Source organism: Pseudomonas sp. B20(2017) (assembly GCF_002113125.1).
In the GTDB taxonomy this organism is placed as follows: domain Bacteria; phylum Pseudomonadota; class Gammaproteobacteria; order Pseudomonadales; family Pseudomonadaceae; genus Aquipseudomonas.
Map to the genome: position 1 here is coordinate 184,286 of NZ_NEJP01000013.1, position 19,950 is coordinate 204,235.

At 55.1% G+C, this 19,950-nt stretch carries 33 protein-coding genes; all 33 read right to left on the reverse strand.

Features of this window, described 5'->3' with window-relative positions:
* Positions 1–70: 70 nt before the first annotated feature.
* Positions 71–1,525: a catalase gene (locus CAF63_RS19890; RefSeq protein WP_085688064.1), complete on the reverse strand. Its 1,455-nt coding sequence runs from the start codon at positions 1,523–1,525 to the stop codon at positions 71–73.
* Between the two features lie 238 nt (positions 1,526–1,763).
* Positions 1,764–2,150, reverse strand: a complete 387-nt coding sequence (gene rplQ, locus CAF63_RS19895; RefSeq protein ID WP_007955635.1) for a 50S ribosomal protein L17 — start codon at positions 2,148–2,150, stop codon at positions 1,764–1,766.
* Positions 2,151–2,192: 42 nt separating this feature from the next.
* The gene (gene rpoA, locus CAF63_RS19900; protein WP_003186012.1) at positions 2,193–3,194 is read right to left on the reverse strand and encodes a DNA-directed RNA polymerase subunit alpha; all 1,002 of its coding nucleotides are present in this window, start codon (positions 3,192–3,194) and stop codon (positions 2,193–2,195) included.
* Positions 3,195–3,220: 26 nt separating this feature from the next.
* On the reverse strand, positions 3,221–3,841 hold the full coding sequence (gene rpsD, locus CAF63_RS19905; protein ID WP_085688066.1) for a 30S ribosomal protein S4: 621 nt from the start codon (positions 3,839–3,841) through the stop codon (positions 3,221–3,223).
* A gap of 18 nt (positions 3,842–3,859) precedes the next feature.
* Positions 3,860–4,249: a 30S ribosomal protein S11 gene (gene rpsK / locus CAF63_RS19910; protein ID WP_002555466.1), complete on the reverse strand. Its 390-nt coding sequence runs from the start codon at positions 4,247–4,249 to the stop codon at positions 3,860–3,862.
* A gap of 30 nt (positions 4,250–4,279) precedes the next feature.
* Positions 4,280–4,636, reverse strand: a complete 357-nt coding sequence (gene rpsM / locus CAF63_RS19915; protein WP_009045849.1) for a 30S ribosomal protein S13 — start codon at positions 4,634–4,636, stop codon at positions 4,280–4,282.
* Between the two features lie 130 nt (positions 4,637–4,766).
* On the reverse strand, positions 4,767–4,883 hold the full coding sequence (rpmJ, locus tag CAF63_RS19920; protein ID WP_002555468.1) for a 50S ribosomal protein L36: 117 nt from the start codon (positions 4,881–4,883) through the stop codon (positions 4,767–4,769).
* A 27-nt stretch (positions 4,884–4,910) separates the two neighbouring features.
* Positions 4,911–6,239, reverse strand: a complete 1,329-nt coding sequence (secY, locus tag CAF63_RS19925) for a preprotein translocase subunit SecY (RefSeq protein ID WP_003228718.1) — start codon at positions 6,237–6,239, stop codon at positions 4,911–4,913.
* Entirely contained in the window at positions 6,240–6,677 is a 438-nt protein-coding gene (gene rplO / locus CAF63_RS19930) for a 50S ribosomal protein L15 (protein WP_003228720.1), read from the reverse strand. It lies immediately after the preceding gene.
* 3 nt (positions 6,678–6,680) lie between these two features.
* Positions 6,681–6,857: a 50S ribosomal protein L30 gene (gene rpmD / locus CAF63_RS19935; RefSeq protein ID WP_003176408.1), complete on the reverse strand. Its 177-nt coding sequence runs from the start codon at positions 6,855–6,857 to the stop codon at positions 6,681–6,683.
* 2 nt (positions 6,858–6,859) lie between these two features.
* Positions 6,860–7,360, reverse strand: coding sequence for a 30S ribosomal protein S5 (gene rpsE / locus CAF63_RS19940; protein WP_007955637.1), 501 nt, complete (start codon positions 7,358–7,360; stop codon positions 6,860–6,862).
* Positions 7,361–7,363: 3 nt separating this feature from the next.
* A complete protein-coding gene (gene rplR, locus CAF63_RS19945; RefSeq protein WP_003186037.1) occupies positions 7,364–7,714 on the reverse strand; it encodes a 50S ribosomal protein L18 in 351 nt (116 codons plus the stop codon).
* 10 nt (positions 7,715–7,724) lie between these two features.
* The gene (gene rplF, locus CAF63_RS19950) at positions 7,725–8,258 is read right to left on the reverse strand and encodes a 50S ribosomal protein L6 (RefSeq protein ID WP_065259511.1); all 534 of its coding nucleotides are present in this window, start codon (positions 8,256–8,258) and stop codon (positions 7,725–7,727) included.
* Positions 8,259–8,270: 12 nt separating this feature from the next.
* Complete coding sequence (rpsH, locus tag CAF63_RS19955; RefSeq protein ID WP_011336171.1) at positions 8,271–8,663, reverse strand: 30S ribosomal protein S8; 393 nt, start codon at positions 8,661–8,663, stop codon at positions 8,271–8,273.
* Positions 8,664–8,871: 208 nt separating this feature from the next.
* Complete coding sequence (gene rpsN, locus CAF63_RS19960; protein WP_007955639.1) at positions 8,872–9,177, reverse strand: 30S ribosomal protein S14; 306 nt, start codon at positions 9,175–9,177, stop codon at positions 8,872–8,874.
* 13 nt (positions 9,178–9,190) lie between these two features.
* Positions 9,191–9,730 (reverse strand): 50S ribosomal protein L5, encoded by a 540-nt coding sequence (gene rplE / locus CAF63_RS19965; RefSeq protein ID WP_003194642.1) that lies wholly within the window; start codon positions 9,728–9,730, stop codon positions 9,191–9,193.
* 20 nt (positions 9,731–9,750) lie between these two features.
* Positions 9,751–10,065 carry a 50S ribosomal protein L24 gene (gene rplX, locus CAF63_RS19970; RefSeq protein WP_003186046.1) on the reverse strand — a complete coding sequence of 105 codons (315 nt, stop codon included), beginning with the start codon at positions 10,063–10,065 and terminating at the stop codon, positions 9,751–9,753.
* Positions 10,066–10,076: 11 nt separating this feature from the next.
* Positions 10,077–10,445: a 50S ribosomal protein L14 gene (gene rplN, locus CAF63_RS19975; RefSeq protein ID WP_002555479.1), complete on the reverse strand. Its 369-nt coding sequence runs from the start codon at positions 10,443–10,445 to the stop codon at positions 10,077–10,079.
* Positions 10,446–10,468: 23 nt separating this feature from the next.
* On the reverse strand, positions 10,469–10,735 hold the full coding sequence (gene rpsQ, locus CAF63_RS19980) for a 30S ribosomal protein S17 (protein WP_003194644.1): 267 nt from the start codon (positions 10,733–10,735) through the stop codon (positions 10,469–10,471).
* A gap of 2 nt (positions 10,736–10,737) precedes the next feature.
* The gene (rpmC, locus tag CAF63_RS19985; protein WP_002555481.1) at positions 10,738–10,929 is read right to left on the reverse strand and encodes a 50S ribosomal protein L29; all 192 of its coding nucleotides are present in this window, start codon (positions 10,927–10,929) and stop codon (positions 10,738–10,740) included.
* Positions 10,929–11,342, reverse strand: coding sequence for a 50S ribosomal protein L16 (gene rplP / locus CAF63_RS19990; protein ID WP_003228729.1), 414 nt, complete (start codon positions 11,340–11,342; stop codon positions 10,929–10,931). The genes rpmC and rplP overlap by 1 nt, the downstream gene beginning before the upstream one ends.
* 12 nt (positions 11,343–11,354) lie before the next feature.
* Positions 11,355–12,041 (reverse strand): 30S ribosomal protein S3, encoded by a 687-nt coding sequence (gene rpsC / locus CAF63_RS19995; RefSeq protein ID WP_085688068.1) that lies wholly within the window; start codon positions 12,039–12,041, stop codon positions 11,355–11,357.
* A gap of 13 nt (positions 12,042–12,054) precedes the next feature.
* Positions 12,055–12,387, reverse strand: a complete 333-nt coding sequence (gene rplV, locus CAF63_RS20000) for a 50S ribosomal protein L22 (RefSeq protein WP_003103908.1) — start codon at positions 12,385–12,387, stop codon at positions 12,055–12,057.
* An 11-nt stretch (positions 12,388–12,398) separates the two neighbouring features.
* Positions 12,399–12,674, reverse strand: coding sequence for a 30S ribosomal protein S19 (gene rpsS, locus CAF63_RS20005; protein ID WP_011336172.1), 276 nt, complete (start codon positions 12,672–12,674; stop codon positions 12,399–12,401).
* A 16-nt stretch (positions 12,675–12,690) separates the two neighbouring features.
* Positions 12,691–13,515, reverse strand: coding sequence for a 50S ribosomal protein L2 (gene rplB / locus CAF63_RS20010; RefSeq protein ID WP_007955640.1), 825 nt, complete (start codon positions 13,513–13,515; stop codon positions 12,691–12,693).
* A gap of 14 nt (positions 13,516–13,529) precedes the next feature.
* Positions 13,530–13,829: a 50S ribosomal protein L23 gene (gene rplW, locus CAF63_RS20015; RefSeq protein WP_002555488.1), complete on the reverse strand. Its 300-nt coding sequence runs from the start codon at positions 13,827–13,829 to the stop codon at positions 13,530–13,532.
* Positions 13,826–14,428 carry a 50S ribosomal protein L4 gene (gene rplD, locus CAF63_RS20020; RefSeq protein WP_003228735.1) on the reverse strand — a complete coding sequence of 201 codons (603 nt, stop codon included), beginning with the start codon at positions 14,426–14,428 and terminating at the stop codon, positions 13,826–13,828. Before rplD ends, rplW begins: the two co-directional genes overlap by 4 nt.
* Positions 14,429–14,440: 12 nt before the next feature.
* Entirely contained in the window at positions 14,441–15,076 is a 636-nt protein-coding gene (rplC, locus tag CAF63_RS20025; protein WP_007955641.1) for a 50S ribosomal protein L3, read from the reverse strand.
* A gap of 80 nt (positions 15,077–15,156) precedes the next feature.
* Positions 15,157–15,468 carry a 30S ribosomal protein S10 gene (gene rpsJ, locus CAF63_RS20030; protein ID WP_003186070.1) on the reverse strand — a complete coding sequence of 104 codons (312 nt, stop codon included), beginning with the start codon at positions 15,466–15,468 and terminating at the stop codon, positions 15,157–15,159.
* 157 nt (positions 15,469–15,625) lie between these two features.
* A complete protein-coding gene (tuf, locus tag CAF63_RS20035; protein WP_016497741.1) occupies positions 15,626–16,819 on the reverse strand; it encodes an elongation factor Tu in 1,194 nt (397 codons plus the stop codon).
* 31 nt (positions 16,820–16,850) lie between these two features.
* On the reverse strand, positions 16,851–18,956 hold the full coding sequence (fusA, locus tag CAF63_RS20040; protein WP_085688070.1) for an elongation factor G: 2,106 nt from the start codon (positions 18,954–18,956) through the stop codon (positions 16,851–16,853).
* A 30-nt stretch (positions 18,957–18,986) separates the two neighbouring features.
* Positions 18,987–19,460 carry a 30S ribosomal protein S7 gene (gene rpsG, locus CAF63_RS20045; RefSeq protein ID WP_085688072.1) on the reverse strand — a complete coding sequence of 158 codons (474 nt, stop codon included), beginning with the start codon at positions 19,458–19,460 and terminating at the stop codon, positions 18,987–18,989.
* Between the two features lie 106 nt (positions 19,461–19,566).
* Positions 19,567–19,938 carry a 30S ribosomal protein S12 gene (gene rpsL, locus CAF63_RS20050; RefSeq protein WP_003186084.1) on the reverse strand — a complete coding sequence of 124 codons (372 nt, stop codon included), beginning with the start codon at positions 19,936–19,938 and terminating at the stop codon, positions 19,567–19,569.
* Positions 19,939–19,950: the final 12 nt, after the last annotated feature.

The window sequence follows — 19,950 nt, forward strand, 5'->3', positions numbered from 1 at the left end:
GAAGATATTCTGAGAAAATCAACCTAAATAACGCAAAAACCGCCCGAATGAGGGCGGTTCTGCTTCTCGTTTAGACTTCGTTAAGCTGTACGTTGAGCAGCTTTGCGATTGCTTCTCCGTACGCCGGATCAGCCTTGTGGAAATGCTGCAACTGACGGTCGACGACATCAGTCGACACACCCGCCATCGCACCGGCGATGTTGCTGACCAGCAACGCTTTCTGCTCGTCGCTCATCAAGCGGAACAGCGCACCGGCGTGGCTGTAATAGTCAGTATCTTCGCGGTGATCGTAGCGATCAGCCGAGCCACTCAACGCCAGTGCAGGCTCGGCATAGTGTGGGGCTTGTTTCGGCGACTCTACGTAGCTGTTCGGCTCGTAGTTCGGCGCTGCGCCACCATTGCTGCCAAAAGCCATCGAGCCATCACGCTGGTAGGTATTCACCGGGCTGCGCGGAGCATTTACTGGCAACTGCTGGTGGTTGGTGCCTACGCGGTAGCGATGGGCATCGGCGTAGGCGAACACACGACCTTGCAGCATGCGATCCGGCGACAGACCCACACCAGGCACCATGTTGCTCGGACCGAACGCTGCCTGTTCGACTTCAGCGAAGTAATTCAGCGGATTACGGTTCAGCTCCAGCTCACCCACCTCGATCAGTGGGAACTCTTTCTGCGACCAGGTCTTGGTCACGTCGAACGGGTTCTCGTAGTGAGCTGCGGCCTGAGCCTCGGTCATGATCTGGATGCACACGCTCCATTTCGGGAAGTCACCGCGCTCGATGGCTTCGAACAGATCGCGCTGGGCGTAATCGGGGTCTGTGCCCGCCAAACGTGCCGCGTCTGCCGGCGCGAGGTTTTTGATCCCTTGCTTGGTCTTGTAGTGCCACTTCACCCAATGCCGCTCGCCTTGAGCGTTGATAAGGCTGTAGGTGTGGCTGCCGAAGCCGTGCATGTGGCGATAGCCGTCCGGAATGCCGCGATCGGAGAACAGGATCGTGACCTGGTGCAGTGCTTCAGGCGAATGCGACCAGAAGTCCCACATCATCTGCGCGCTTTTCAGGTTGCTTTGCGGCAGGCGTTTCTGGGTGTGGATAAAGTCAGGGAATTTCAGCGGATCACGAATGAAGAACACCGGCGTGTTGTTGCCGACGATGTCCCAGTTGCCTTCTTCGGTGTAGAACTTGAGGGCGAAGCCACGCGGATCGCGCTCGGTGTCGGCCGAGCCACGCTCGCCACCCACCGTCGAAAAACGCAGGAAGGTCGGCGTCTGTTTGCCGACAGCAGAAAACAACTTGGCGCTAGTGTACTGAGTAATGTCGCGAGTGACCGTGAAAGTGCCGTATGCGCCCGAACCCTTGGCGTGCACACGACGCTCAGGGATGTTTTCCCGGTTGAAGTGAGCAAGCTTTTCGATCAGATGAAAATCATCGAGCAACAACGGACCACGAGGGCCGGCGGAGCGAGAATTCTGGTTATCGGCGACAGGTGCGCCACTGGCGGTCGTAAGCGTCTTGTTCTGGCTCATGCGATCTTCTTCCTCTATCGGTCTTGAACTGCCGGCTAATCGGCTTGTTGGGGAGTATCGATCATCAATATGACAGCCACAAATTCATTAACTGATGGTCATCAATAGAGAAAAACTAACGATAAATCCCCGCACATAGTGCAGACCCAAACAGGGTAGATGCTTGTACGAACGGCGCATTTCTTACAGGCACAAAAAACCGGGCACTGGGCCCGGTTCCTTGTTACAGACTGATGTCTTACTCAGCGGATACTGCTTCACCGCCGACAGCACGATCAACCAGTTCGACGTACGCCATAGGCGCGTTGTCGCCAGCGCGGAAACCGCACTTGAGGATGCGCAGGTAGCCACCCTCACGGGTAGCGTAACGCTTGCCCAGGTCGTTGAAGAGCTTACCAACGATAGCTTTCGAACGAGTACGGTCGAAAGCCAGACGACGGTTAGCAACGCTGTCTGTCTTTGCCAGAGTGATCAGCGGCTCGGCAACGCGGCGCAGTTCTTTGGCTTTTGGCAGAGTAGTTTTGATCAGCTCGTGCTCGAACAGCGACACCGCCATGTTCTGGAACATGGCCTTGCGGTGCGAGCTGGTGCGGCTCAGGTGACGCCCACTTTTACGATGACGCATGGTTCATTCCTTACCAAACACTACGTTCGGTGATTACGACGATCAGGCAGTCGCCTTGTCGTCCTTCTTAAGACTTGCAGGCGGCCAGTTGTCGAGGCGCATGCCGAGGGACAGACCGCGGGAGGCCAGAACGTCCTTGATTTCAGTCAAGGATTTCTTGCCCAGGTTCGGAGTCTTCAACAACTCTACTTCGGTACGCTGAATCAGGTCGCCGATGTAGTAGATGTTTTCCGCCTTAAGGCAGTTAGCCGAACGTACAGTCAGTTCCAGATCGTCAACCGGGCGAAGCAGGATCGGATCGATCTCGTCTTCCTGCTCGACAACCACTGGCTCACTGTCACCCTTGAGGTCGACGAACGCAGCCAACTGCTGTTGCAGGATGGTTGCAGCACGACGAATAGCCTCTTCAGGATCCAGAGTACCGTTGGTTTCCAGATCAATAACCAGCTTGTCCAGGTTGGTACGCTGCTCGACACGGGCGTTTTCCACCACGTATGCGATACGGCGAACCGGGCTGAACGAAGAGTCAAGCTGCAAGCGACCGATGCTGCGGCTTTCGTCTTCATCGCTCTGACGCGAGTCGGCTGGTTCATAACCACGACCACGAGCTACGGTGAGCTTCATGTTCAGGGCGCCGTTAGACGCCAGGTTAGCGATTACGTGATCGGGATTAACGATCTCGACATCATGATCCAGCTGAATATCGGCAGCGGTAACCACCCCCGAACCCTTCTTCGACAAGGTCAGCGTAACTTCGTCACGACCGTGCAGCTTGATGGCCAGACCTTTAAGGTTCAACAGGATTTCAATTACGTCTTCCTGTACACCTTCGATGGCGCTGTACTCGTGGAGCACACCGTCAATCTCGGCCTCGACTACTGCGCAGCCGGGCATTGAGGACAACAGGATGCGGCGCAGCGCGTTGCCCAGGGTGTGGCCAAAACCACGCTCGAGAGGCTCGAGAGTGATCTTGGCGCGGGTTGGACTGACAACCTGCACGTCAATGTGACGGGGTGTCAGGAACTCATTTACCGAAATCTGCATGGATGCACCTATTTTCTAGCCCTTACTTACTTGGAGTAGAGCTCGACAATCAGGCTTTCGTTGATGTCGGCGGACAGATCACTGCGAGCAGGAACGTTCTTGAAAACGCCCGACTTTTTCTCAGTGTCTACTTCTACCCACTCTACGCGGCCACGTTGAGCACACAGATCGAGAGCTTGGACAATGCGAAGTTGATTTTTTGCTTTCTCGCGGACAGCAACCACGTCACCAGCACGAACCTGGTAAGACGGAACGTTTACGGTCTGACCGTTAACGCTGATCGACTTGTGCGATACCAACTGACGGGATTCGGCACGAGTCGAACCAAAGCCCATACGGTATACGACGTTGTCCAGACGGCATTCGAGCAGTTGCAGCAGGTTTTCACCGGTTGCGCCTTTCTTGCTGGCAGCAGCCTTGTAGTAGCCGCTGAACTGACGCTCGAGAACGCCGTAGATACGACGAACCTTCTGCTTTTCGCGCAGTTGGGTGCCGTAGTCGGACTGGCGACCGCGGCGTTGGCCGTGGATACCAGGTGCTGCTTCAATGTTGCACTTCGATTCGATCGCGCGCACGCCGCTCTTCAGGAAGAGATCGGTGCCTTCGCGACGAGCGAGTTTGCATTTTGGACCAATGTAACGAGCCATTCTTTACAATCTCCTGGATTACACGCGGCGCTTCTTCGGCGGACGGCACCCGTTGTGCGGGATTGGCGTCACGTCGGTGATGCTGGCGATCTTGTAGCCACAGCCGTTCAAAGCGCGGACTGCGGATTCACGACCTGGACCTGGACCCTTGACGTTCACGTCGAGGTTCTTCAGGCCGTATTCCAGCGCAGCTTGACCAGCACGTTCGGCAGCTACTTGAGCAGCAAACGGAGTGGACTTGCGGGAACCGCGGAAACCCGAACCACCGGAGGTAGCCCAGGAAAGAGCGTTACCTTGACGGTCGGTGATGGTCACGATGGTGTTGTTAAAAGATGCATGGATGTGGGCGATGCCATCAACCACTGTCTTTTTAACTTTTTTACGAGGACGAGCAGCAGGTTTTGCCATGATTAAATTCCTGTCGATTCGCTGGGGCGATTACTTGCGGATCGGCTTACGCGGACCTTTACGGGTACGCGCGTTGGTCTTGGTACGCTGACCGCGTACTGGCAGACCACGACGATGACGCAGACCGCGATAGCAACCGAGGTCCATCAAGCGCTTGATTTTCATGTTGATTTCGCGACGCAGGTCACCTTCAGTGGTGAACTTCGCCACTTCGCCACGCAGCTGTTCAATCTGCTCGTCGCTCAGATCCTTGATCTTTGCGGCTGGGTTTACCCCAGTCTCTGCACAGATCTTCTGTGCAGTAGTGCGACCGACACCATAGATGTAGGTCAGCGAGATAACAGTATGCTTGTTATCTGGAATGTTAACGCCTGCAATACGGGCCATTCAGTGGGACTCCAATTGACAGCTACCTACGCCCCGGAAGCCAAGAAATAGGGCGCGAGATAATATCGCTGTAATAACAAATAATCAACCCGGTAGCGCACTAGCTACCGGGCTTGAAGCACAATCACACTCAGCCTTGGCGCTGTTTGTGACGCGGTTCCGCGCTGCAAATTACTCGAACAACACCTTCGCGGCGAATAATCTTGCAGTTACGGCACAGCTTTTTCACCGATGCACGAACTTTCATCACCAACTCCTCGAACCTTATGGGTACTCAGCGCAACATGCCGCTGCCGTAACCCTTCAGGTTGGCTTTCTTCATCAGGGATTCGTACTGGTGCGAAACGAGGTGCGATTGTACTTGGGACATGAAGTCCATCACAACCACGACCACGATCAGCAACGAGGTCCCGCCAAGGTAGAACGGTACGTTTGCTGCTACCACCAGGAACTGGGGCAACAAGCACACGGCCGTCATGTAAAGAGCACCGAACATGGTCAAGCGAGTCAGAACGCCATCAATGTAGCGCGCGGACTGCTCACCAGGACGGATGCCCGGAATAAAGGCACCGGACTTCTTCAGGTTTTCCGCTACGTCTTTCGGATTGAACATCAACGCCGTATAGAAGAAGCAGAAGAAAATAATCCCTGCACTAAACAGCAGAATATTCAACGGCTGACCAGGAGCGATCGACTGCGAGATGTCCTGCAACCAGCCCATACCTTCAGACTGACCGAACCAGGCACCCAACGAAGCCGGGAACAGCAAAATGCTGCTCGCGAAAATAGCCGGAATAACACCGGCCATGTTCACCTTCAGCGGCAGGTGGCTAGTCTGCGCAGCAAAAACCTTGCGGCCTTGCTGACGCTTGGCGTAGTGAACAGCGATACGACGCTGACCACGCTCAATGAACACCACGAAACCGATAATCGCTACTGCCAGCAAACCGATGGCAACCAAGGCGAAGATGTTGATATCACCCTGACGCGCAGACTCGAAAGACTGCCCGATTGCTCTCGGAAGACCGGCGACGATACCCGAAAAAATCAACATCGAGATACCGTTGCCTACACCACGCTCAGTAATCTGCTCACCCAGCCACATCATGAACATCGCACCAGCCACAAACGTGGATACCGCGACGAAATGGAAGCCAAAGTCACCAGTGAACGCAACGCCCTGCCCCGCCAGACCAATGGACATGCCAATGGCCTGGACGAGAGCGAGGACGACGGTGCCGTAGCGGGTGTACTGGCTGATCTTGCGACGGCCAGCTTCACCTTCCTTCTTCAACTGCTCCAGCTGCGGACTGACGGCGGTCATCAGTTGCATGATGATCGATGCCGAAATGTACGGCATGATCCCCAGTGCAAAAATGCTCATCCGCTCCAGCGCGCCGCCGGAAAACATGTTGAACAAGCTAAGAATGGTCCCCTCATTCTGTCGAAACAGGTCCGCGAGTCGGTCCGGGTTGATACCTGGAACCGGGATGTGTGCGCCTATTCGGTAGACGATAATCGCCAGGAACAGAAAACGCAGACGAGCCCAGAGTTCAGACATACCGCCTTTGCCGAGCGCAGAGAGAGCACCTTGCTTAGCCATTTATTCCTCGAACTTGCCGCCAGCTGCTTCGATAGCCGCACGCGCACCTTTGGTGGCGCCGATTCCCTTGCCGATAGTGACAGCGCGAGTCACTTCACCGGACAGCATGATTTTCACACGCTGTACGTTGACGTTGATCACGTTGGCATCTTTCAGGGACTGCACGGTGACGATGTCGCCTTCCACTTTAGCCAGCTCGGACAGACGCACTTCTGCGCGGTCCATGGCTTTCAGGGAAACGAAACCGAACTTCGGCAGGCGACGATGCAGCGGCTGTTGACCGCCTTCAAAGCCTGGAGCAATGGTGCCACCGGAGCGGGAGGTCTGACCTTTGTGACCACGGCCACCAGTCTTACCCAAACCACTACCGATACCACGGCCCGGACGATGCTTTTCGCGACGGGAACCCGGCGCTGGACTCAGATCATTGAGTTTCATCGATTAACCCTCGACACGCAGCATGTAGTAAGCCTTGTTGATCATCCCGCGATTCTCGGGAGTATCCTGGACTTCTACAGTGTGACCGATGCGACGCAGACCCAGACCCTTAACGCACAGTTTGTGGTTAGGGATGCGGCCGGTCATGCTTTTGATCAGCGTAACTTTAACGGTAGCCATGATTACTTGATCTCCTCAACACGCAGGCCACGCTTGGCTGCAATGGACTCAGGAGACTGCATAGCTTTCAGACCCTTGAAAGTGGCGTGAACCACGTTTACTGGGTTAGTCGAGCCGTAGCACTTGGCCAGAACGTTCTGAACGCCAGCAACTTCGAGGACAGCACGCATAGCGCCGCCAGCGATGATACCGGTACCTTCAGAAGCAGGCTGCATGTACACCTTCGAAGCGCCATGGGCAGACTTCATTGCGTACTGCAGAGTGGTGCCGTTCAGATCAACCTGGATCATGTTGCGGCGAGCAGCTTCCATTGCCTTCTGGATCGCAGCAGGCACTTCACGCGACTTGCCACGGCCGAAGCCAACACGCCCTTTACCATCACCAACCACGGTCAACGCGGTGAAAGTGAAGATACGGCCGCCTTTAACGGTTTTGGCTACGCGGTTAACTTGAACCAGCTTCTCGATGTAGCCTTCGTCGCGCTTTTGGTCGTTATTTGACATAACTTAGAACTCCAGCCCAGCTTCACGAGCAGCATCAGCCAGCGCTTTAACGCGGCCATGGTACTTGAAGCCAGAGCGGTCGAAAGCCACCTGCGAGACGCCAGCGGCCTTAGCACGCGTAGCGACCAGCTGGCCAACCTTAGTGGCCGCGTCGATGTTGCCAGTGGCGCCATCACGCAGTTCTTTATCCAAAGTCGAGGCGCTTGCCAGGACTTTGTTGCCGTCGGCCGAAATGACCTGGGCGTAGATGTGCTGCGAAGAGCGGAACACGCAGAGACGCACGACTTCGAGTTCGTGCATTTTCAGGCGTGCTTTGCGAGCGCGACGCAGTCGAGTAACTTTTTTGTCGGTCATTTGCTATGCCCTACTTCTTCTTGGCTTCTTTACGACGGACGACTTCGTCCGCGTAGCGCACACCTTTGCCTTTGTACGGCTCTGGTGGACGGAAGTCGCGGATCTCGGCGGCCACTTGACCTACCAGCTGCTTGTCGATGCCCTTGATCAGGATATCGGTCTGGCTAGGAGTCTCAGCGGTGATGCCTTCCGGCAGTTCGTAATCCACTGGGTGCGAGAAGCCAAGAGCCAGGTTCAGCACCTGACCTTTTGCTTGCGCTTTGTAACCAACACCGACCAGCTGGAGCTTGCGCTCAAAGCCTTGGCTTACGCCCTGGACCATGTTGTTTACCAACGCACGAGTGGTACCGGCCATTGCGCGAGTCTGCTGATCGCCATTGCGAGCAGCAAAACGCAGCTCACCGGCTTCTTCAACGATCTCAACGGACGAATGGACGTTCAGTTCAAGAGTACCCTTGGCACCCTTCACCGAAAGCTGTTGGCCTGCGAATTTTACTTCGACACCGGCTGGCAGCTTAACGGGGTTCTTAGCGACGCGAGACATGCTTATCCCCCCTTAGAACACAGTGCAAAGAACTTCGCCGCCGACACCGGCAGCGCGCGCAGCACGATCAGTCATCACACCTTTGTTGGTGGAGACGATAGACACGCCGAGACCGCCACGTACTTTTGGCAATTCTTCGACGGACTTGTACTGACGCAGGCCTGGACGGCTAACGCGCTTGACTTCTTCGATAACCGGACGGCCTTCGAAATATTTCAGCTCGATAGACAGCAGTGGTTTGGTTTCGCTGCTGATCTGATAACCCGCGATGTAACCTTCGTCCTTCAGGACTTTAGCTACAGCCACCTTCAACGTGGAAGAAGGCATGCTTACGACGGACTTTTCAGCCATCTGGGCATTACGGATTCGAGTTAGCATGTCCGCTAACGGGTCCTGCATACTCATGGGCTAGACGCTCCTAATACAGAAAAATTAGCCTTGCGGCTACTACTTGTCGCCGAGAAATTCCGGGCAGAAAAACACGGGCTCAGGCGAGCCGGTCATTCTAGACACACCCCAGAAATGAATCAAGCCCCAAAAGGGGCTTGATTCATGTTCAAGGCCACCGATGGTCAGGTTCTTGCGACCCCGACCATCGAGACTTTGACAGCAATTACCAGCTGGCTTTAACCAGACCTGGAACGTCACCACGCATTGCAGCTTCACGCAGCTTGTTACGGCCCAGGCCGAACTTGCGGTAAACGCCGTGCGGACGACCGGTCAGACGGCAACGGTTACGCATGCGCGAAGCGCTAGCGTCACGTGGTTGCTTCTGCAGAGCTACGGTAGCTTCCCAACGCGCTTCTGGACTAGCGTTCAGATCGACGATGATAGCTTTCAGCGCTGCACGCTTGACGGCGTACTTGGCAACGGTGAGCTGACGCTTCAGCTCACGGTTTTTCATGCTCTTCTTGGCCATTTTCCTACTCCAATCAGTTGCGGAACGGGAATTTGAAAGCACGCAGCAGAGCGCGGCCTTCGTCATCGTTCTTGGCAGTGGTGGTCAGGGTAATGTCCAGACCGCGGAGAGCATCGATCTTGTCGTAGTCGATTTCCGGGAAAATGATCTGCTCTTTCACGCCCATGCTGTAGTTGCCACGACCGTCGAAGGACTTGGCATTCAGGCCGCGGAAGTCGCGAACCCGAGGCAGGGAGATCGACAGCAGACGATCCAGGAACTCGTACATACGCTCACGGCGCAGGGTCACTTTGACGCCGATCGGCCAACCTTCACGGACTTTAAAGCCAGCGATGGATTTGCGAGCGTAGGTCACAACGACTTTCTGGCCGGTGATCTTTTCCAGGTCAGCAACAGCGTGCTCGATGACTTTTTTGTCACCGATCGCTTCGCCCAGACCCATGTTCAGGGTGATTTTGGTAACGCGCGGAACTTCCATCACGTTGCCAAGCTTCAGTTCTTCCTTCAGCTTGGGAGCGATTTCCTTCCGGTAAATCTCTTGTAGTCGTGCCATGGTCTTCTACCTAGCAGTGTTCAAGCATCAACCGCTTTTTGGGTCGACTTGAAGACACGAATTTTCTTACCGTCTTCCACTTTGAAACCAACGCGATCAGCCTTGTTGGTTTCGCCGTTGAAGATGGCAACGTTGGAAGCGTGCAGTGGCGCTTCTTTCTCGACGATACCGCCCTGTACGCCCGACATCGGGTTAGGCTTGGTATGACGCTTGACCAGGTTCAGACCACCAACAACCAGACGGTTGTCAGCGAGAACCTTCAGCACCTTACCGCGCTTACCTTTGTCTTTGCCGGCGATCACGATGATCTCGTCGTCACGACGAATCTTTTGCATGTCGGATCTCCTTACAGCACTTCTGGGGCGAGCGAGACGATCTTCATGAACTTCTCAGTACGAAGTTCACGGGTCACTGGCCCAAAGATACGGGTGCCGATCGGCTCTTGCTTGTTGTTCAGAAGAACAGCAGCGTTGCCATCAAAGCGGATAATGGAGCCATCAGCACGACGTACGCCGTGACGAGTGCGGACCACAACAGCAGTCATCACTTGGCCTTTTTTCACCTTACCGCGAGGAATTGCTTCCTTCACGGTAACCTTGATGATGTCACCGATACCAGCGTAACGACGATGGGAGCCACCCAGCACCTTGATGCACATAACGCGGCGAGCGCCGCTGTTATCGGCCACATCGAGCATGGATTGAGTCTGAATCATATAATTTCTCCGACCCCTAGCCCTTAGACTTCCACAGCGCGTTCGAGAACATCAACCAGCGCCCAAGACTTGGTCTTGGCCATCGGACGAGTTTCACGAATAGTGACTTTGTCGCCGATGTGGCACTGATTGGTTTCGTCGTGCGCGTGCAGCTTAGTCGAACGCTTAACGTATTTACCGTAGATCGGGTGCTTAACGCGACGCTCGATCAGAACGGTGATGGTTTTGTCCATCTTGTCGCTGACAACACGGCCAGTCAGCGTACGGACAGTTTTTTCGGCTTCAGCCATGATTACTTACCTGCCTGCTGGTTGAGCACAGTCTTCACGCGAGCGATGTCACGCTTAACTTGCGAGAGCAGATGAGACTGCCCCAACTGGCCAGTTGCTTTCTGCATGCGCAGATTGAACTGGTCGCGCAGCAAGCCGAGCAGTTGCTCGTTCAGCTGCTGTGCGGATTTTTCACGAAGTTCATTCGCTTTCATCACATCACCGTCCGTTTAACAAAGGAGGTGGCGAGCGGCAGCTTTGCAGCAGCCAGGGCGAAAGCCTCACGCGCCAGCTCTTCAGAAACACCCTCGATTTCATACAGGACTTTGCCTGGCTGAATCTGGGCAACCCAGTATTCCACGTTACCCTTACCTTTACCCATACGAACCTCGAGAGGCTTCTTGGAGATCGGCTTGTCCGGGAATACACGGATCCAGATCTTGCCACCACGTTTTACGTGACGGGTCAGAGCACGACGCGCTGACTCGATCTGACGAGCGGTGAGACGACCACGAGCAACAGACTTCAGCGCGAACTCGCCGAAGCTGACTTTGCTACCGCGCAGTGCCAGACCACGGTTGTGGCCGGTCATCTGCTTGCGGAACTTCGTACGCTTTGGTTGCAACATTTGGCGTACCCCTTACTTAGCAGCTTTTTTACGAGGCGCTGGTGCTTGTGGTTTCAGTTCTTCTTGGCGACCACCAATTACTTCGCCTTTGAAGATCCAAACCTTTACACCGATCACACCGTAGGTGGTGTGAGCTTCGTAGGTGGCATAGTCGATATCGGCACGCAGGGTGTGCAGTGGCACACGACCTTCGCGATACCATTCAGTACGTGCGATTTCAGCACCGCCGAGACGACCGCTCACTTGGATTTTGATGCCTTTGGCACCAATGCGCATGGCGTTCTGTACGGCGCGCTTCATGGCGCGACGGAACATCACACGACGCTCCAGCTGCTGAGCTACGCTCTGGGCAACCAGCATACCGTCGAGCTCCGGCTTGCGGATCTCTTCGATATTGATGTGCACAGGCACACCCATTTGCTTGGTCAGGTCCTGACGCAGTTTTTCAACATCTTCACCTTTCTTCCCGATAACGATACCTGGACGAGCGGTGTGGATGGTGATGCGTGCAGTTTGAGCCGGGCGATGGATATCGATACGGCTTACGGACGCGCTTTTTAGTTTGTCTTGGAGATACTCACGCACCTTCAGATCTGCGAGCAAATAGTCCGCATAAGTCCGACCGTCTGCGTACCAGACGGAGGTGTGCTCCTTGACGATTCCCAGGCGAATGCCAATGGGATGTACTTTCTGACCCATCTCTTCGACTCCGTTACTTGTCAGCAACCTTGACAGTGATATGGCAAGACCGCTTGACGATGCGATCAGCACGGCCTTTGGCACGTGGCATGATGCGCTTCAGCGAACGCCCTTCGTTGACGAAAACGGTGCTGACCTTCAGGTCATCAACGTCTGCGCCTTCGTTATGCTCGGCGTTGGCTACGGCCGACTCCAGCACTTTTTTCATGATCTCGGCGGCTTTCTTACTGCTGAAAGCCAACAGGTTGAGCGCTTCGCCCACCTTCTTCCCGCGGATCTGGTCGGCGACCAAGCGGGCTTTCTGGGCGGAGATTCGAGCGCCCGACAACTTAGCGGCTACTTCCATTTCCTTACCCCTTAACGCTTGGCTTTCTTGTCTGCCACGTGCCCGCGATAGTTGCGGGTACCGGCGAACTCGCCCAGTTTGTGGCCGACCATGTCTTCGTTAACGAGAACTGGGACGTGCTGACGACCGTTGTGTACTGCGATGGTCAGACCGACCATTTGTGGCAGGATCATCGAACGACGCGACCAAGTCTTAATTGGTTTGCGATCGTTCTTTTCCGCCGCCACTTCGATCTTCTTCAGTAGGTGAAGATCAATAAAAGGACCTTTTTTCAGAGAACGTGGCACTGTCGTATCCCTCTATTTACTTGCGACGACGGACGATCATTTTGTCGGTACGCTTATTACCACGAGTCTTCGCGCCCTTAGTCGGGAAGCCCCATGGCGATACCGGATGACGACCACCAGAGGTACGACCTTCACCACCACCATGTGGGTGGTCAACCGGGTTCATGGCAACACCACGAACGGTTGGGCGAACGCCACGCCAGCGCTTCGCACCAGCCTTACCCAGCGAACGCAGGCTGTGCTCGGAGTTCGAGACTTCGCCCAGGGTCGCACGGCACTCAGCCAGTACTTTACGCATTTCACCGGAACGCAGACGCAGGGTCACGTAAACGCCTTCACGAGCGATCAGCTGAGCCGAAGCACCAGCGGAACGAGCAATTTGTGCGCCTTTACCTGGCTTCAGTTCGATGCCGTGTACGGTAGAACCGACTGGAATGTTGCGCAGTTGCAGAGCGTTACCTGGCTTGATTGGAGCCAAGGCACCTGCGATCAGCGTGTCGCCAGCACTCACGCCTTTAGGGGCGATGATGTAGCGGCGTTCGCCGTCTGCGTAGCAGAGCAGTGCGATGTGAGCAGTACGGTTTGGATCGTATTCGATACGCTCGACAGTGGCGACAATGCCATCTTTGTCGTTGCGACGGAAATCGACCATACGGTAATGCTGCTTATGACCACCACCGATGTGACGAGTGGTAATACGGCCATTGTTGTTACGACCACCAGACTTCGATTTTTTCTCGAGCAGCGGTGCGTGAGGAGCGCCTTTATGCAGCTCCTGGTTGACCACCTTGACCACAAAACGGCGGCCAGGGGAAGTCGGTTTGCATTTAACGATTGCCATGATGCACCCCTTCCTTACTCAGCACTGCTGCTGAAATCGAGATCTTGGCCTGGCTGAAGGGAGATAACTGCCTTCTTCCAGTCATTACGCTTGCCCAGACCGCGAGCGGTGCGCTTGCTCTTACCCAGAACGTTCAGGGTAGTAACACGCTCAACTTTCACGCTGAACAGGCTTTCGACGGCCTTCTTGATTTCCAGCTTGGTTGCGTCAGTAGCAACCTTGAAAACGAACTGGCCTTTCTTGTCTGCCAGAACCGTAGCCTTCTCGGAAACGTGCGGGCCAAGCAGAACTTTAAATACGCGTTCCTGGTTCATCCCAGCAGCTCCTCGAATTTCTTCACGGCCGACACGGTGATCAACACCTTGTCGTATGCGATCAGACTAACTGGATCGGAACCTTGCACGTCACGTACATCTACGTGTGGCAGGTTGCGAGCAGCCAGGTACAGGTTCTGATCAACAGCGTCCGACACGATCAGAACGTCGGTCAGGCTCATGTTGTTCAGTTTGCCCAGCAGGTCTTTGGTTTTCGGAGTTTCAACTGCGAAATCCTGAACCACGACCAGACGATCAGTACGCACCAGCTCAGCAAGGATGGAACGCATTGCTGCGCGATACATCTTCTTGTTCAGCTTCTGGGAGTGATCCTGTGGACGAGCTGCGAAAGTGGTGCCGCCGCCGCGCCAGATTGGGCTACGGATAGTACCGGCACGAGCACGGCCAGTACCTTTCTGACGCCATGGGCGCTTACCGCCACCACGAACGTCGGAACGGGTCTTTTGCTGCTTGCTACCTTGACGGCCGCCAGCCATGTAGGCCACGACTGCTTGGTGAACCAGCGTCTCGTTGAATTCGCCGCCAAATGTCAGTTCGGAAACTTCGATCGCTTGAGCGTCATTTACATTTAATTGCATGTCAGCTTCCCCTTAACCGCGAGCCTTGGCTGCTGGACGTACAACCAGGTTGCCGCCAGTAGCGCCAGGAACAGCACCCTTGACCAGCAACAGATTGCGTTCAGCGTCCACGCGCACTACTTCCAGGGACTGCACGGTCACGCGCTCAGCGCCCATATGACCGGACATTTTTTTGCCCTTGAATACACGACCAGGAGTCTGGCACTGGCCGATAGAGCCTGGGACGCGGTGGGATACGGAGTTACCGTGGGTGTTATCTTGCCCGCGGAAATTCCAACGCTTGATCGTACCCTGGAAGCCTTTACCTTTGGACTGACCGGTCACATCAACCAGTTGACCAGCAGCGAAGATTTCAGCGTTGATCAGATCGCCGGCCTGGTACTCGCCTTCTTCAAGGCGGAATTCCATTACGGTACGACCAGCGGCAACGTTCGCCTTGGCGAAGTGGCCAGCCTGAGCAGCTGTTACACGGGAAGCACGACGCTCGCCGACAGTGACTTGCACTGCACGATAGCCATCGGTTTCTTCAGTTTTGAACTGGGTGACGCGATTCGGCTCGATCTCAATGACCGTGACCGGAATGGAGACACCTTCTTCGGTGAAAATACGGGTCATACCCGCTTTACGACCGACTACACCAATAGTCATGTTGTAAACCTCATGAGTGTACGGGGCTTTCACCCGCTATGGCCGCCCATTTCAGAGCGTTACACGACCAAGACCGAGTCTTAGCCGAGGCTGATCTGCACTTCCACACCGGCCGCAAGATCAAGCTTCATAAGTGCATCAACGGTTTTATCCGTTGGCTGGACGATGTCCAGAACGCGCTTATGAGTGCGGATCTCGTACTGGTCACGCGCGTCTTTGTTGACGTGCGGGGAAACCAGAACAGTGAACCGCTCTTTACGGGTAGGCAGTGGAATTGGACCACGCACTTGAGCACCAGTACGTTTCGCGGTTTCCACGATTTCCTGGGTTGATTGGTCGATCAGGCGATGGTCAAAAGCCTTCAACCTGATACGGATTTGCTGATTTTGCATTGGATTTCAGACTCCGGCTGCTATTCCCACCGGGCGCAATACGCCCGTTAAAAGGAGGCGCAATTCTATAGACGCCCCAGATAGGTGTCAACCCAATAAAAAAGCCCCCGCTAAGCGGGGGCTTTTTCAACTCATCAAAGCTGACTCAATAAAGAGATCACTCGATGATTTTAGCTACAACACCAGCACCAACGGTACGGCCGCCTTCACGGATTGCGAAACGCAGACCGTCTTCCATCGCGATGGTTTTGATCAGGGTAACAGTCATTTGAATGTTGTCACCTGGCATTACCATTTCAACGCCTTCTGGCAGCTCGCAGTTACCAGTCACGTCAGTAGTACGGAAGTAGAACTGTGGACGGTAGCCTTTGAAGAACGGAGTGTGACGACCGCCTTCTTCCTTGCTCAGAACGTAAACTTCTGCGGTGAACTTGGTGTGCGGCTTAACCGAACCCGGCTTAACCAGAACCTGACCACGCTCAACGTCGTCACGCTTGGTACCACGCAGCAGAACGCCGCAGTTCTCGCCCGCACGACCTTCGTCCAGCAGCTTGCGGAACATCTCAACACCGGTGCAGGTGGTGGTGGTGGTGTCACGCAGACCAACGATCTCCAGCGGATCCTGAACGCGAACGATACCGCGCTCGATACGACCGGTCACAACAGTACCGCGACCCGAAATCGAGAACACGTCTTCGATTGGCATCAGGAACGGCTTGTCGATAGCACGCTCTGGCTCTGGGATGTAGCTGTCCAGAGTTTCCACCAGCCTCTTGACAGCGGTGGTGCCCATTTCGTTGTCGTCTTTGCCTTCCAGCGCCATACGAGCCGAACCGATGATGATCGGAGTGTCGTCGCCTGGGAAGTCGTAGGTGGACAGCAGGTCGCGAACTTCCATCTCAACCAGTTCCAGCAGCTCAGCGTCGTCTACCAGGTCAGCCTTGTTCAGGAAAACCACGATGTACGGAACGCCTACCTGACGGGACAGCAGGATGTGCTCACGAGTTTGTGGCATCGGACCATCGGCAGCCGAGCAAACCAGGATCGCGCCGTCCATCTGGGCAGCACCGGTGATCATGTTCTTCACGTAGTCAGCGTGACCTGGGCAGTCAACGTGAGCGTAGTGACGAATGTTCGAGTTGTACTCAACGTGCGCGGTGTTGATGGTGATACCGCGAGCTTTTTCTTCTGGAGCGCTGTCGATCTTGTCGAATTCAACTACGGCCGAACCGAAAACTTCGGAGCAGACGCGAGTCAGAGCAGCGGTCAGAGTGGTTTTACCGTGGTCAACGTGGCCGATGGTGCCAACGTTGACGTGCGGTAGGGAACGATCAAATTTTTCTTTAGCCACGACAATTAACTCCTAGCCTAAAGGGGCTGAATCAGCCTTGTTTTTTGGTAACGGATTCGACGATGTGCGACGGAGCCGTTTCGTATTTTTTGAATTCCATAGAGTAGCTTGCGCGACCCTGGGACATGGAACGAACGTCGGTCGCATAACCGAACATCTCACCCAGTGGAACTTCGGCACGGATAACCTTGCCGGACACTGTGTCTTCCATACCCTGGATCATGCCGCGACGACGGTTAAGGTCGCCCATCACATCACCCATATAGTCTTCAGGCGTAACAACCTCTACTGCCATGATCGGCTCGAGCAACTCACCACCGCCCTTCTGGGCCAGTTGCTTGGTCGCCATGGAAGCAGCCACTTTAAACGCCATCTCGTTGGAGTCGACGTCGTGGTAAGAACCATCGAACACGGTAGCCTTCAGGCCGATCAGCGGATAGCCGGCAACAACGCCGTTCTTCATCTGCTCTTCGATACCCTTCTGGATAGCCGGGATGTATTCCTTAGGAACCACACCACCCACTACTTCGTTCAGGAATTGCAGACCTTCCTGACCGTCGTCAGCAGGAGCAAAGCGAATCCAGCAATGACCGAACTGGCCACGACCGCCGGACTGACGAACGAACTTGCCTTCGATTTCGCAGTTCTTCGTGATGCGCTCACGGTACGAAACCTGTGGCTTGCCGATGTTGGCTTCGACGTTGAACTCACGGCGCATCCGGTCAACCAGGATGTCCAAGTGCAGCTCGCCCATGCCGGAGATGATCGTCTGACCAGTCTCTTCATCAGTTTTAACGCGGAAAGACGGGTCTTCCTGAGCAAGCTTGCCCAGAGCGATACCCATTTTTTCCTGGTCATCCTTGGTCTTAGGCTCTACGGCAACCGAAATAACCGGCTCCGGGAAGTCCATGCGAACCAGGATGATTGGCTTGTCAGCGTTGCAGAGGGTTTCACCAGTGGTGACGTCCTTCATGCCGATCAGGGCCGCGATGTCGCCAGCGCGCACTTCCTTGATCTCTTCACGGGCGTTTGCGTGCATTTGCACCATACGACCCACGCGCTCTTTCTTGCCTTTGACCGAGTTGATCACGCCGTCGCCGGAGTTCAACACGCCCGAGTAAACGCGGACGAAGGTCAGAGTACCCACGAATGGGTCGGTAGCGATCTTGAACGCCAACGCCGCGAACGGCTCGTCGTCGCTTGCATGACGCTCCATCTCTTCTTCCTCGTTATCAGGGTTGGAACCCTTGATAGCAGGAATGTCGGTCGGAGCAGGCAGGAAGTCGATAACGGCGTCGAGAACCAGGGGAACGCCCTTGTTCTTGAACGAAGAACCGCAAACAGCCAGAACGATTTCGCCAGCGATCGTACGCTGACGCAGAGCAGCCTTGATCTCGGCGATCGACAGCTCTTCACCTTCCAGGTACTTGTTCATCAACTCTTCGCTGGCTTCGGCGGCGGCTTCAACCATGTTGTTGCGCCACTCTTCGGCCAACTCAAGCATGTCCGCAGGGATTTCCTTGCGAACTGGAACCATACCCTTGTCAGAGTCGTTCCAGTAAACAGCTTGCATGTTGATCAGGTCGATCTGGCCCTGGAAGTTGTCTTCCGAACCGATAGCCAGCTGAATCGGCACCGGAGTGTGACCCAGACGCTGTTTGATCTGACCGATCACGCGCAGGAAGTTGGCACCAGCACGGTCCATCTTGTTTACGTAAACAAGACGTGGAACGCCGTATTTGTTGGCCTGACGCCATACGGTTTCCGACTGAGGCTCAACACCCGAAGTACCGCAGAACACAACGACAGCGCCGTCGAGTACGCGCAGGGAACGTTCTACTTCAATGGTGAAGTCTACGTGGCCCGGTGTATCGATTACGTTGAAGCGATGCTCGTGCGGGTACTGCTTCTCGGAACCTTTCCAGAAGGCGGTAATGGCTGCAGAAGTAATGGTAATACCACGCTCCTGCTCCTGAACCATCCAGTCTGTGGTCGCGGCGCCGTCATGCACCTCGCCCATTTTGTGACTTTTGCCAGTGTAAAAAAGGACGCGCTCGGTGGTGGTGGTTTTACCAGCATCCACGTGAGCGACGATACCGATGTTACGGTAGCGGCTAATCGGAGTAGTACGAGCCATAAAGCCCTCGCAAAATTAGTGAAGCTAAAATTAGAAGCGGTAGTGCGAGAAAGCCTTGTTAGCTTCAGCCATACGGTGCACGTCTTCACGCTTCTTAACAGCAGCACCTTTACCTTCAGCAGCATCCAGCAGCTCGCCAGCCAAACGCAGAGCCATAGACTTCTCGCCGCGCTTACGGGCGAAGTCTACCAACCAGCGCATTGCCAGAGCGTTACGACGGGACGGGCGAACTTCGACCGGAACCTGGTAAGTAGCACCACCAACGCGGCGCGACTTCACTTCGACCAGCGGAGCGATGGCGTCGAGTGCTTTTTCGAAGAGTTCCAGGGGATCGGTGCCAGCCTTACGGGACGCAACGGTTTCCAGGGCACCATAAACGATACGCTCGGCAACGGCTTTCTTGCCGCTTTCCATAACGTGGTTCATGAATTTGGCGAGGATCTGGCTTCCGTATTTCGGATCGTCCAGAATCTCACGCTTTGCTGCTACGCGACGTCTTGGCATGATAAGCCCTCAAGCGGTCTTCAGGTTAGCTCGGGACAGATCCAATGGATGCGTGCCCGACCTTACTCTTATCGACTCAATAAAATGAAAATCTGCAAACGGCCGATTACTTCGGACGCTTGGTACCGTACTTCGAACGACCCTGGTTACGGCCTTTAACGCCGGAAGTATCCAAGGAGCCGCGAACGGTGTGGTAACGAACACCTGGCAAGTCTTTTACACGACCGCCGCGGATCAGCACCACGCTGTGCTCTTGCAGGTTGTGGCCTTCACCACCGATATACGAGGAAACCTCGAAACCGTTGGTCAGGCGCACACGGCATACTTTACGCAGTGCCGAGTTAGGTTTTTTCGGCGTAGTGGTGTACACACGGGTGCACACGCCACGACGTTGCGGGCAGTTCTGCAGCGCAGGTACGTCGGATTTCTCGACGATACGCTTACGCGGCTGACGTACCAGCTGGTTGATAGTTGCCATCTACTAGCTCCA